This window comes from Arenibacter sp. S6351L (genome assembly GCF_023016025.1).
In the GTDB taxonomy this organism is placed as follows: domain Bacteria; phylum Bacteroidota; class Bacteroidia; order Flavobacteriales; family Flavobacteriaceae; genus Arenibacter; species Arenibacter algicola_B.
In genome coordinates this window covers 56,691-69,744 of record NZ_JALKBB010000002.1, presented here as the reverse complement: position 1 = coordinate 69,744, position 13,054 = coordinate 56,691, and the positions used below count along the sequence as shown (strand labels likewise).

General features: G+C 38.2%; 10 protein-coding genes. 9 read left to right on the top strand and 1 reads right to left on the bottom strand.

Annotated features, from left to right (window positions below; all coding sequences use genetic code 11):
* Positions 1–26 precede the first annotated feature (26 nt).
* Together MWU82_RS02185 and MWU82_RS02180 are read left to right on the top strand one after the other, a co-directional pair.
* Positions 27–647: a hypothetical protein gene (locus tag MWU82_RS02185; protein WP_247095073.1), complete on the top strand. Its 621-nt coding sequence runs from the start codon at positions 27–29 to the stop codon at positions 645–647.
* Between the two features lie 34 nt (positions 648–681).
* Positions 682–1,332 carry a lipoprotein signal peptidase gene (locus tag MWU82_RS02180; RefSeq protein ID WP_215949646.1) on the top strand — a complete coding sequence of 217 codons (651 nt, stop codon included), beginning with the start codon at positions 682–684 and terminating at the stop codon, positions 1,330–1,332.
* Here the strand turns inward: MWU82_RS02180 and MWU82_RS02175 are convergent.
* On the bottom strand, positions 1,304–1,864 hold the full coding sequence (locus MWU82_RS02175; protein WP_247095072.1) for a 5-formyltetrahydrofolate cyclo-ligase: 561 nt from the start codon (positions 1,862–1,864) through the stop codon (positions 1,304–1,306). The genes MWU82_RS02180 and MWU82_RS02175 overlap by 29 nt on opposite strands.
* Before the next feature lie 584 nt (positions 1,865–2,448).
* On the opposite strand from MWU82_RS02175, the gene uvrC reads away from it, so the two are divergent.
* From uvrC to pgi, 7 genes are all read left to right on the top strand, one after another.
* Positions 2,449–4,236 carry an excinuclease ABC subunit UvrC gene (gene uvrC, locus MWU82_RS02170; protein WP_247095071.1) on the top strand — a complete coding sequence of 596 codons (1,788 nt, stop codon included), beginning with the start codon at positions 2,449–2,451 and terminating at the stop codon, positions 4,234–4,236.
* A gap of 17 nt (positions 4,237–4,253) precedes the next feature.
* On the top strand, positions 4,254–6,509 hold the full coding sequence (locus tag MWU82_RS02165) for a patatin-like phospholipase family protein (protein ID WP_215949643.1): 2,256 nt from the start codon (positions 4,254–4,256) through the stop codon (positions 6,507–6,509).
* 261 nt (positions 6,510–6,770) lie between these two features.
* On the top strand, positions 6,771–7,913 hold the full coding sequence (gene hppD, locus MWU82_RS02160) for a 4-hydroxyphenylpyruvate dioxygenase (RefSeq protein ID WP_247095070.1): 1,143 nt from the start codon (positions 6,771–6,773) through the stop codon (positions 7,911–7,913).
* A gap of 426 nt (positions 7,914–8,339) precedes the next feature.
* Positions 8,340–9,167, top strand: coding sequence for a DUF3108 domain-containing protein (locus MWU82_RS02155; protein WP_215949641.1), 828 nt, complete (start codon positions 8,340–8,342; stop codon positions 9,165–9,167).
* Position 9,168: 1 nt separating this feature from the next.
* Complete coding sequence (locus MWU82_RS02150; protein WP_215949640.1) at positions 9,169–10,128, top strand: tryptophan 2,3-dioxygenase family protein; 960 nt, start codon at positions 9,169–9,171, stop codon at positions 10,126–10,128.
* 7 nt (positions 10,129–10,135) lie between these two features.
* Positions 10,136–11,404, top strand: a complete 1,269-nt coding sequence (locus MWU82_RS02145) for a peptidoglycan DD-metalloendopeptidase family protein (RefSeq protein ID WP_247095069.1) — start codon at positions 10,136–10,138, stop codon at positions 11,402–11,404.
* A 1-nt stretch (position 11,405) separates the two neighbouring features.
* The gene (pgi, locus tag MWU82_RS02140) at positions 11,406–13,043 is read left to right on the top strand and encodes a glucose-6-phosphate isomerase (RefSeq protein ID WP_247095068.1); all 1,638 of its coding nucleotides are present in this window, start codon (positions 11,406–11,408) and stop codon (positions 13,041–13,043) included.
* Positions 13,044–13,054: the final 11 nt, after the last annotated feature.

The following is a 13,054-nucleotide window of genomic DNA, read 5'->3' as shown; positions in this document are numbered from 1 at the left end:
CGCCTTTAAGGGCGTTTTTTTATTGTATGAGACTAGTTGCCGTTGTTATCTTTCTAATGGGTAGTTGTATTTTACACGCCCAAAAAAAAGTAGTCAAAACCATTGAAAATCCCAACGTATCTTTTGTTCAGATAGATGGCAAGAATTGTTTTTCCCTTGCTTTGGAAACTGTGGATATTCCAAACATAACCGTTGAGGCTTCAATAGACGGTGAGTATTTACAGGATTTAATGGTAAATGTAAAACAAGAGGGGGCAACCGTATTGGTCAGTACCGGTTTTCAGCCCAATTTTGTTTTTCCAAACGATAAATTAAGTGCCCATAAGGTTATTTCCATTTCCTTAAAGATTTCAATCCCCAAATACCTTGATGTTAACGTATACGGTACCAGCACCAATGTGGGCGTTACGGGGCATTATGCCAACCTAAAAATTAGTTTGTCCGATGGCAAATGCACTTTAAAAGCAACGGGGGAAAATGTGGATGTTCATACCCAAAGTGGAAATATTGAGCTAATTACAAAAAACGCCCAAATTATGGCTTCCACAAAATATGGCAAGATTAAACGCGAAGCGATTGCCTCTGGAGATGACCATTTTACGCTGAATTCCGTAACCGGAAATATCAGCATAAGGAAAACCGAATAATATGTTTATTTTTGCCGAATCTATTTTTTAAGTAATGAGTTTAAAAAAATCCTTAGTAATCATAATAGCAATTCTTGCTATAGACCAGATAAGCAAAGTATATATTAAGACAAACTTTGTTTTAGGCGAGTCGGTAGATGTCTTTAGTTGGTTCAAGATTTTGTTTATAGAAAACGAAGGTGCTGCTTGGGGAACCAAACTAAGTGATTTACTGCCCATATCCGATGAAGTAGGAAAACTGATACTTACCATATTTCGCTTGTTTGCCATTGTTGGGATAGGATATTGGTTGTTCGATACCATAAAAAAGAATTCTTCCAAAACCTTGATACTGGCGGTATCCCTAATATTTGCAGGCGCACTCGGAAACATTTTGGATTCCGTTTTTTACGGTATGATTTTTAACGATAGCTATTCTCAAGTAGCCACAGCATTTTCTTCTGAGCCTTATGGCAGTATATTTCACGGCAAGGTGGTAGATATGCTCTACTTTCCTATGATAGATTCCGTATGGCCAGATTGGGTACCTATGGTTGGGGGAAATAATTTTCGTTTTTTCGAACCCGTTTTTAATATAGCGGATACCGCAATTAGTACAGGTGTAGGTATACTAATTGTATTTAATAAAAGAGCTTTTGGAGAAAGTTCAGAAGAAGTTAAAACGAATAAATCCGATCAGGAGTAACGCAAAAGTTCAAGGGAACGTCGTGCGTATCTATATCCTCAATTTTTTCTTCTGCCTTAAATAGCGAGAGTCCCACCTTAACAACATCGGGTCTGCATTTGTTCAGGAGCACATCATAAAACCCTTTGCCATAACCAACTCTGTGACCTTCTTCGTCAAAAGCCATTAACGGAAGAAAGACAACATCTATTTTTTCAGGAGGCACTTCAATCCCATCTACCGGTTCAGGGATGTTCCAGCGATTTTTTTTTATGGGCGTACTATCGGTAAGTAAATAATTGATAAGATTTCGGCTATCCAACATTTTCGGAAGTAGGATGTTTTTGTCCTTGCCCTGTAGAATGGACAGAATAAAACTAGTGTCAACTTCCTTTTTCTCGGTTATGGAAAGGAATAGATGATAATAGGAATAATTCCAAATGGGTAATTGAAGCAGCCGGTTGGCTATCAGTAAGCTTGAATCTGATATTGATTGTGAAGTAAGATTTTCTCGGCGTTCGGAGTAGATTAAACGCAAATCTTTTTTCAACATAGGGGTTGGTTAAACTCGGGGCTTTTGGGGGCAGGGTTTAATTGGGAAATAGGAAAACTATTCCTTGGAGGCCACTGCGTAATATATTTTGAAAAAAAGCATAAGAATTAAATATGTGCCCAAGGTTATTATATAGTTGTCCATGCGTTAAATAATTTTGATTTTTTAAATATAATTAAAAAAATATGAAATGCTCCATAAAGGGTATCGTTTTATCGATGAAATGCATCATTTTTAACAAATATTTGGGATTTTGAATTATTTGTTAATTGAATTTTATCATTAAAATACCGTAAAAAGCTGTTTGTCAGTATATTATAAAATAGTGTACGATAACGTTAATTTTTGGCAACTGTGCATTTAATCGATAATTTTTTTTGATTTATCGAATTTTATTGGATTGGATGTTAAATTTAGACTAGGAGAAGTCCTACTTTTTGCTAGAGGAATACAATTATTAAAATGGAAGGTTTCCAAAATTTCACTTTAGGATCTTAGCATCAGAGTTAAAAAACTAGAATCTTTGTGTCCTTTGGTAAAAACACTGTAATTTTCATATTTAAAGAAAAAATTTATCTCAATACATGTCCCATATACCTATAGAAGTACAGTTAAGTTCGCTTCCTACCAATCCCGGGGTATATCAGTTTTATGATTTAGAGGACAAGATTTTATATGTTGGCAAGGCTAAAAATCTAAAAAAAAGGGTTAGCTCCTATTTTAATAAAACGCACGAGCAAGGAAAAACCCGTGTTCTGGTGAAGAAAATTAGGAGTATTAGGCACATAGTGGTGCCTACCGAGTCTGATGCTCTGCTCTTGGAGAATAATCTAATTAAAAAATACCGTCCTAGGTACAATGTTTTACTTAAGGATGATAAGACATTTCCATGGATTTGTATAAAAAATGAAAAGTTCCCGAGAATCTTTCCTACCAGGAAATTTATCAAGGATGGGTCGGAGTATTTTGGACCCTATACGAGCATGAAGACCATTCATACCTTATTGGACCTGATTAAAAGTGTCTACCCTCTGCGTACCTGTAACTATGATCTTGCACAAGATAAAGTGGCGGCCGGGAAATACAAGGTTTGCTTGGAGTACCATTTGGGAAATTGTAAAGGTCCTTGTGAAGGGTATCAATCGGAGGAGGAATATAATCGGCAAATCCAGGAGATCAGGGAAATTATAAAAGGTAATTTTAAGTCCTCCCTCCACTATTTTAAAAGTCGCATGAAATTGCTGGCCCAGGAGATGAAGTTTGAAGAGGCACAGCTTATAAAGGATAAGATAGAGGTTCTTGAAAACTATCAGGTAAAGACCACCATTGTAAATCCTAAGATCAATAATGTGGATGTGTTCACCATTATTTCCGATGAGGTTTTTGCTTATGTTAATTTCCTGCAATTGTCCCACGGCTCCATTATACGGTCCCATACCTTGGAAATTAAGAAGAAATTGGATGAAACGGATGAGGATTTACTCCAATTGGCGATAATTGAAATTAGGCAACGCTTCAATTCCCATTCAACGGAGATTTACGTTCCATTTGAGGTTACCTTGGAGTCGCACCTAAAGGTGGTAGTGCCTAAATTGGGAGATAAAAAAAAGATATTGGAGCTATCGGAACGCAACGCCAAATTCTTTAGACAGGATAGGTTTAAACAAATAAAGATTATTGATCCGGATAGGCATACCAATAGGGTAATGGGACAAATGAAAAAGGACTTGCGACTTTCCATGGAACCGAGGCATATAGAGTGTTTTGATAATTCCAACATCCAAGGCAGTAACCCTGTGGCGGCCTGTGTGGTATTTAAGGATGGAAAACCTTCAAAAAAGGAATACCGTCATTACAATATTAAGACTGTTGAAGGTCCGGATGACTTTGCCTCCATGGAGGAAGTGGTTTTTAGACGTTATAAGAGACTTTTGGAAGAAGGACAGTCGTTGCCACAACTTATTGTTATTGATGGAGGCAAGGGCCAGCTGTCATCTGCCCTTAAAAGTTTGGATGCCCTTGGGTTAAGAAGGAAAATAGCCATTATAGGTATCGCCAAAAGATTAGAGGAAATTTACTTTCCGGAAGATCCTATTCCTTTATATTTGGATAAAAAGTCCGAATCGTTGAAGATAATTCAACAATTGCGAAATGAAGCCCATAGATTTGGGATAACTTTTCATAGAAACAAGAGAAGTAAGGCGGCCATTAATTCGGAATTGGAAAGTATAGATGGGATAGGGAGTAAAACTGTGGAAGAGTTATTGAAAAACTATAAATCCGTAAAAAGGATAAAAGAGGCCAGTTTAGAGAATTTGGCCCAAACCATTGGAATGTCCAAAGCCAAGAAAATATATGAAACCTTTCATTAAACCACTGTATTAACTTTATGCTAAAGTCGCTACTTATATATTGTATATTAATTATTCCGCAACTGATCCTTTCCCAGGAACGGGTAGAAAATAAGGATATAAAAGTTGGGCTGGTCTTAAGTGGGGGCGGTGCTAAAGGGTTGGCACATATTGGTGCCCTAAAGGTAATTGAAGAGGCCGGGGTAAAAATAGACTATGTAACCGGAACCAGTATGGGTGCTATTGTTGGGGCGCTCTACGCTTCGGGATATACTGCAAAAGAATTGGATTCTATTTTTAAAAATACGGATTTCGAGTCATTGATTCAGGATAACGTGCCCAGAAGCGCCAAAACATTTTATGAGAAGGAAGATTCGGAAAGATATGCCCTAACACTTCCGTTCAACAAATTTAAAATTTCCATCCCCCAGGCCATATCGGGCGGGCAAAGTATTTACAACGAGTTTGTTAGGTTGCTGTATCATGTTAAGGATATAGATGATTTTAGTAAACTTCCAATCCCTTTTTTATGTGTTGCTACAGATGTGGAAACCGGGGATCAGATATTATTGGATAAAGGCTATTTGCCCGAGGCAATTTTAGCTAGTGGCACATTTCCTTCACTTTTTAGACCCGTAGAGATCAATGGAAGAGTGTTGATTGACGGGGGTGTGGTAAATAACTATCCCATAGGCGAATTGAAGAAGATGGGCGCCGATGTGGTAATTGGGGTGGATGTACAGCATGGGCTGTCCGATAGGGAATCTTTGTTGAGTGCTACGGAAATACTGCTGCAGATCAACAATTACAGAACGGTTAGGGATATGCAAAAGAAATCGGCCCAAACCGATATTTATATCACCCCGGATATCAAGGATTACTCGGTGATAGATTTTGACATGGGAAAAGTAATAATAGATAGGGGCGAGGAAGCGGCTAGATTGCATATGGAGGAATTGTTGAAAATTGCCAAGACCCCCAATCTTAAGAGGCAAAAGATAATAGCTGCCGGGATAAAGGATACCCTGTTTGTAAATGAATTGACAATCCAAGGGAATTATAATTATTCCAGGGCCTACATCAAGGGTAAATTAAGATTTAACGTAGATGACAAAATAACCTTTAAAAAATTGCAGCAGGGAATCAACAATTTGTCCGCTACCGGAAACTTTAGGGCTATTAAATACGAATTGCTCAATAATGGCGAAGGGGTGGAGCTGCTGTTGAACGTTAAGGAGAATCCTGATAAAATGTTCATTCGCCTAGGGGTTCATTTTGATGACCTTTACAAAAGTGCGGGAATCGTAAATCTTACAAGGAAGAATGTTTTAATGGATGATGATGTAGCCTCGGTAGATTTTGTCATTGGGGATAATCTAAGATACAATTTGGAATATTATGTGGACAAGGGCTTTTATTGGAGTTTTGGGATAAATTCCAGGTTCGACGATTTTAATAAAGAAATAAATTTTGATCTGATAAAATCCAATTTTGATGTCGATAATAGTTCCAATATTAGAAAAATAAACCTAAGCGCTTCAGATCTGACCAATCAGATGTATTTACAGACCGTAATAGAAGAAGAGTTTGCCTTTGCCATTGGGGTGGAACATAAATTACTGAAATATAGCACTAAAACTTTGGGGCAAATAGATACCATTAGCACGTCTACAACGGCCAATAAGAGAACCTATTTTGAAAAAAGTAATTATTACAGCACCTACGGGCAGCTTACTTTTGACACCTATGATGACGTTTATTTTCCCACTAAAGGGCTATACTTTGACGGAGATTTTCATTTTTATGTCTTCTCATCCGATTTTAACGATAATTTCAAGGAATTTTCAATAGGCAAGGCAAGAATGGGAGGAGCATTTTCCTTGGCTAAAAACATATATCTTAACTTGGAAACTGAAGGGGGTTTTAAATGGGGCATATCCCCTGTTACCTCCCTCGATTTTATATTGGGGGGTTATGGGAACCATTTAGTGAACAATGTTGTCCCTTTCTACGGATATGATTTTTTAAGTTTGGTAGGGAACAGTTATGTAAAAGCCTATGGCAGGCTGGATTTTGAGTTTGTTCCCAAGAACCATATATTGTTGGCGGCAAATTTGGCCAATGTCGGCGATGACCTTTTTAGAACGGCAGATTGGTTTAAAGCGCCCGAGTTCTCCGGTTATGCACTCGGTTATGGGTTCGAATCCTTTATTGGGCCAATTCAGGTGATTTATTCCTATTCCCCCGAAATTAAGGAAAACCACTTCTTTTTTAGTATTGGTTATTGGTTTTAAATAAGGCTTTTGGATTATTTTTCTGTAATCAAATGCACGGCTATTAACACTTTAAGCCAACATTTATTCCGATATTTGTTGAACAGGATTTTGATCATGCTACAATTTAGAATTGATATTACGGCCCATCTCAGGGCTATGTGGTAATTTAAGGCGATTTGGAAGTTGTCCAAATTTTGTTTTAGACCGTTTGGGCTAACTTCTTCTACTAGCCAATGACTTGGCTATATATGTATTATATCAATTCAAAAATCTATTATTATGGCAACTACCGATAAAACATCTTTAAAATTAACAAAGGAAAATCTGGATGCTCAGGATTTTCTACCACTTCTTGGCACCGATTATGTAGAACTGTATGTGGGCAATGCAAAACAAGCCGCATATTACTACATGGCTGCATGGGGTTTTCAGCCCCTAGCCTATTCCGGATTGGAAACAGGATTAAAAGATAGGGTTTCCTATGTGGTACAGCAGGACAAGATTAGACTGGTATTAACTTCTCCCTTAAAATCCGGAGGGGATATCAATAGACATATAGATGCCCATGGTGATGGGGTAAAGGTAATTGCATTGTGGGTAGATGATGCCAGGGAGAGTTATGTGGAAACAATGAAACGAGGGGCCGAAAGTTACTTTGAGCCCAGAGCCAAACGGGATAAGGACGGGGAAGTGGTAACATCCGGCATCCATACTTATGGGGAAACGGTTCACGTTTTTGTGGAACGCAAGAACTACAAGGGGGTATTTATGCCAGGATTTAGACCCTGGAATCCTTTTTATAAACCATCGGATGTTGGATTGAAGTATATAGACCACATGGTAGGTAATGTGGGCTGGAACGAAATGAACAAATGGTGCCAGTTCTACGCCAAAGTTATGGGGTTTGCCCAATTGGTCTCCTTTGATGACAAGGATATTTCAACGGAATACACCGCTCTAATGAGCAAGGTAATGAGCAATGGGAACGGCAGAATTAAATTCCCGATCAATGAGCCGGCGGACGGAAAAAAGAAATCCCAAATTGAAGAGTATATAGAATTTTATAACGGTGCAGGGGTGCAGCATATGGCATTGGCAACCGACAATATTATTGAAACGGTGAGCGCCCTTAAAAATAGGGGGGTTGAGTTCCTGACCGTTCCTCCTAGTTATTACGAAGATGTTTTGGACAGGGTCGGTTCTATAGACGAGGATTTGGCGCCTTTAAGTGAGCTTGGGATACTAATAGATCGGGATGATGAGGGCTATTTGCTCCAAATCTTTACAAAACCAATTTTGGACAGGCCAACGATGTTCATTGAAATAATCCAGAGGAAGGGTGCAAAATCTTTTGGGAAGGGAAATTTTAAGGCATTGTTTGAAGCAATAGAGAGGGAACAAGAGTCCCGAGGAACGTTATAAAAAGGCACCTTTTCTTAACTTTTTGCCAATTTTAAGTATCTAATTATTAAATAGTGTTAATAGAATCGTTAAAGTAAGTTAAATCTTATTTTTAAAGCGAATCTTGTATTAAATTTGTACTCGTAAGGGGTGGTTCCCTTACAACTTTAAGTATTGGTTTTTCATAATTTAAAGTTTGGTTGGTTATTTAGGAAAAGCCCAGTTTTACGACTGGGCTTTTTTTGTGGGCCAATTTTTGGAACAAATTTTGTTTAAGATTTATCAAATAAAAGAAAAGTAAAATCGTTTTTATTAATTTTACAGGAGTAATGAGGTGTTACATAGGCTATTGCAATTTATGCCTTAGCCGTCAAAATCAAGATCGCCTATGTATTGGATAGGCAGAAAGTACATTAATGCCTACTGTAATTAGATCAATTTAAACAGATGAAAAAGATTTGCATTGTACTGGTTTTAATTTTTGGATTCACTATCAATTCCCAGGTTCAACAACTGGAAAATGACGGTGAGTTTCATTTGCCTGAAAATACAGAAAATACATCTGCTTTTAAAATAGGGGAATGGCTGAAGTTTAGGATACATTATGGATTTCTAAATGCCAGCTACGCCACGCTTCAGGTAAAATCCCATGATTTGGACGGTTTGCCTGTCTATCATGTGGTAGGAAATGGTAAAACAACCGGTTTTGCCAGTATATTTTTTAAGGTGGATGACACCTATGAGAGCTTTTTTGATAAAAGAGATGGCAAGCCTTATAAATTTATAAGAAAAATTGATGAAGGTGGATATACCAAGGATATTGAGGTGAATTTTGACCACGAGAAGGATATTGCGGTATTAAACGATAAAAAAAAGGATAAAAAGTTTAATTTTACCATTCAAGAGGGTATTCAGGATTTGATTTCGGCCTTTTATTATCTCCGTAACAACTACAAAGTAGAAGAGTTGGTTGAAGGGGAGTCCATTGAATTAAATCTCTTATACGATGATGATGGAGTTTTTAAGTTTAAGCTTAAATACTTGGGCAAGGAGGTTTTAAGAACAAAATATGGGAAGGTCGAATGTCTAAAGTTTAGGCCTTATGTACAATCAGGACGGGTATTCAAGGAACAGGAAAGTTTGTCCCTTTGGGTTTCCAATGACAATAATAGAATTCCAATAAGGATACAGGCAGAATTGAGTGTTGGGTCTATAAAGGCGGATTTGGACGGATACAACGGACTCAAGCATCAATTTAAAATAATAATGGATTAAAATGAATAAAGAGCATATTGATTCCCAGATTTCCAAACTAGAAGAAAAATACAAGGATTCTGGACAAGACTTAAGCTCTTATTTGGACGGCCTTTTATATCAACGATATCTCACTTATTGGGATTACATCCATCTAGATACCCTGCTCAGTATCCAAGTGCCTAGGACGCATTTCCCGGATGAGGAGATCTTTATAATGTACCATCAGATTACAGAATTGTATTTTAAACTTATCCTTCACGAGCAAAAGCAAATTGTGGATGATAAGACCCAGGATTTGGATTTTTTTATAGAAAAGGCAAATCGCATCAATAGTTACTATCAGGTCTTGATATCTTCCTTTAGTGTTATGATCAAAGGGATGCAAAGGGAGCAGTTTATGCAATATAGAATGGCATTGCTTCCGGCCAGCGGATTTCAGTCTGCACAATATAGAATGATAGAGCTGTACGCCACTCCCATGGAAAACCTCGTGCAATTTTCGGAAAGACATAATTTCTCATCGGATAACACTATTGAGGAATTATATGAACACATTTATTGGAAAAAAGGGGCAACCGATCGGGTTACCGGCGAAAAAACACTTACTTTAAAGCAATTTGAGTACCGTTATACACCAAGATTGATACGAATTGCCAATCAGGTGAACAACAGCACTATATACCATAAATACCAGCAGTTACCACAAAAAAGTAAGGATAATAAAACCTTGGTTGAAGCGTTAAAAGCTTTAGACGTTAATGCAAACATAAATTGGCCACTGATGCACATGGGGTCGGCATATCGTTATTTGACCAAAGACAATGAACAAATAGATGCCACTGGCGGAACAAATTGGAAGGAATATTTGCCTCCAAGTTTTCAGAAAGTTGTATTTTTTCCAGAATTGTATACAAAACAAGAGTTAAATAATTGGGGAAAACAATGGGTAGACCATATCTTTAACCCAGAAAAAGTATAGAATAACAATGCAAAAATATTGGGGCCTATTTTTTAGTTTAATATTTATTTTTTCATGTAAGGACGACAAACCTGTTACAGAGGAAATAGCAGAGGTGGTAACCATAGAGAAACCTGTGGTAATAAAAGAGTTTGGGTTTAATCTGGACGATTTTGAGGTTTTGCGCGACACCGTCAAAAATGGGGACAGCTTTGGTGAGCTAATGTTGAGAAATAGTGTGGAATACCCCAAGATTGCAAGAGTTTCGGAACACTTCCGGGATACTTTCGATGTAAGGAAAATAGTTGTTGGCAAGCCTTATCTTATTTTGAAGTCCAAGGACACGGCCAATAATGCACAGGTATTTATTTATCAAAATGATCCCATTAACTATACGGTAATCGATTTTAGGGACAGCGTCCTCGCCTATAAGAAAAAGCAAAAGGTAAAATATGTGGAGCGGGAAGCTTCCGGAATTATTGAATCTTCCTTGTCCGAAGCAATATTGAAACAAGGTATTGATTACAACGTTACCAATAGTTTATCTGAAATTTACGCATGGACCATAGATTTCTTTAGACTTCAGAAAGGGGATCGGTTTAAGGTAATCTACAAGGAAAAGTATATCAACGATACCATTTATGCTGGTGCCAGTGGTATTGAGGCCGCTTATTTTGAGCACAATGGAGAGCCTTTTTACGCCTTTAACTTTGTGTCCGACTCCACCAAAAACATCAACGACTATTATGACGATCAGGCCAAAAACCTTAGACGTACATTTTTACAGTCGCCAGTTCAGTTCAGCAGAATATCCTCTAGGTATAATTTAAACAGAAGAATTGCCTATTATGGATACAAGGTTAAGCCTCATAAGGGAACGGATTATGCAGCTCCTATAGGAACCCCTATCCTAGCTACCGCCAATGGTACAGTCACAGAATCCACAAGAAGAGGTGGTAATGGTAAATATGTCAAGATTCAGCATAATGGTACCTACAGCACCCAGTATCTGCATATGAGGAAACAGCATGTGAAGAAAGGGGATTTTGTAAAGCAGGGAGATGTAATAGGTGAGATTGGAATGACCGGTAATACCGGAGGCCCGCACGTATGTTATCGTTTCTGGAAAAATGGGCAACAGGTAGATCCGCTAAAGGAAAAATTACCGGCTGCCGAACCTATTGCGGATAGCCTAAAAACTGCTTATTTGGATTTTGTAGGGCCTAAGAAAAGTCAATTGGATTGTATTGAATACATAGAATTACCAGAAGAAGATTTGCTAACACTCAACGAATAAAATGGCTTTACAGAATACCGACCCGACCAAAACAGAAGCTTGGAAAAAACTTTCACAACATTATAAAGAGAATACCGGTCTTTCCTTAAAGGACTTGTTTGCAAAGGATTCCGATAGGGCTAAGAAACACAGCATTCGCTGGAACGAATTTTTCGTAGACTTTTCAAAGAATAGGATAACCCAAGAAACCCTTCAACTTCTTTTGCAATTGGCAAATGAAGTTGGATTGAAGGATGCTATCCAGAAGCAGTTTGAAGGCGGTATTATAAATAAAACAGAAGGCAGGGCGGTTCTTCACACGGCCTTAAGGGCAAAAGAATCGGATGTCATCGAAGTAGACGGGGTAAACATTGTCCCAGAAGTTTACGAGGTGAAACAGAAGATAAAATCCTTTACGGATTCCGTAATTTCAGGTGCTAAAACCGGATTTACAGGAAAAGCCTTTACCGATGTGGTCAATATTGGTATCGGTGGATCGGATCTTGGTCCCGCCATGGTAGTGGAAGCCTTAAAATTTTACAGCAACCATTTAAAAATGCATTTTGTAAGCAATGTTGATGGTGATCATGTTTACGAAACCCTAAAGGGCTTAAATCCTGAAACAACATTGTTCGTTGTGGTTTCCAAGACCTTTACTACCCAAGAAACCCTAAGCAATGCCACTACCATAAAAAAGTGGTTTCTAAAACACGCTACCCAAGCAGATGTGGCCAAGCATTTTGCCGCAGTCTCTACCAATGCCGAGAAAATTTCGGAATTTGGAATTGATGCAGATAACGTATTTCCTATGTGGGATTGGGTCGGGGGTAGGTTTTCATTGTGGAGCGCGGTTGGTTTATCTATTGGCTTGGCGGTGGGATACGAAAATTTTGATGCCATGCTGATGGGTGCCAATGAAATGGATCAGCATTTTGCAAGCACAGATTTTGGAGAGAACATACCGGTAATCCTTGCTCTTATAAGTGTTTGGTATAATAATTTTTACGGTGCAGAGACAGAGGCCATTATTCCCTATACCCAATATTTAAGTAGGTTTTCGGCCTATTTGCAGCAAGGGATTATGGAGAGTAATGGAAAAAGCGTGGACAGGAACGGAAATAGGGTAACCTATGAAACAGGAACCATTATATGGGGAGAGCCTGGTACCAATTCGCAGCATGCCTTTTTTCAACTGATCCATCAAGGGACTAAATTAATTCCTACCGATTTTATTGGGTTTAAGGAGTCCTTGCACGGGGACAAGGACCACCACAATAAATTAATGGCCAACTTCTTTGCCCAAACAGAGGCGCTAATGAATGGTAAGTCTGCTGATGAGGTTAGAAAGGAATTGGAGGATAAAAAGGTTTCGGAAAAAGAGATTGCGGAAATCTTGCCATTCAAGGTTTTTGAAGGAAACAAACCTACCAATACCTTATTAATAGATAAGTTAACTCCCAAGAGTTTGGGGTCTCTTATTGCCATGTACGAACACAAAATATTTGTCCAGGGCATAGTCTGGAACATATTTAGTTACGATCAATGGGGTGTGGAATTGGGCAAGCAATTGGCTACTGCCATATTGAACGATATTGAAGGATCTACCATTGCGAATCATGATGCTTCTACGTTAAATCTTTTAAATTTATTTAAGAAATAATTGGCAATTTT

Coding starts and splice junctions, on each gene's coding strand:
- MWU82_RS02185 (WP_247095073.1), top strand. CDS start 27: ATGAGACTAGTTGCCGTTGTTATCTTTCTAATGGGTAGTTGTATTTTA.
- MWU82_RS02180 (WP_215949646.1), top strand. CDS start 682: ATGAGTTTAAAAAAATCCTTAGTAATCATAATAGCAATTCTTGCTATA.
- MWU82_RS02175 (WP_247095072.1), bottom strand. CDS start 1,864: ATGTTGAAAAAAGATTTGCGTTTAATCTACTCCGAACGCCGAGAAAAT.
- uvrC (WP_247095071.1), top strand. CDS start 2,449: ATGTCCCATATACCTATAGAAGTACAGTTAAGTTCGCTTCCTACCAAT.
- MWU82_RS02165 (WP_215949643.1), top strand. CDS start 4,254: ATGCTAAAGTCGCTACTTATATATTGTATATTAATTATTCCGCAACTG.
- hppD (WP_247095070.1), top strand. CDS start 6,771: ATGGCAACTACCGATAAAACATCTTTAAAATTAACAAAGGAAAATCTG.
- MWU82_RS02155 (WP_215949641.1), top strand. CDS start 8,340: ATGAAAAAGATTTGCATTGTACTGGTTTTAATTTTTGGATTCACTATC.
- MWU82_RS02150 (WP_215949640.1), top strand. CDS start 9,169: ATGAATAAAGAGCATATTGATTCCCAGATTTCCAAACTAGAAGAAAAA.
- MWU82_RS02145 (WP_247095069.1), top strand. CDS start 10,136: ATGCAAAAATATTGGGGCCTATTTTTTAGTTTAATATTTATTTTTTCA.
- pgi (WP_247095068.1), top strand. CDS start 11,406: ATGGCTTTACAGAATACCGACCCGACCAAAACAGAAGCTTGGAAAAAA.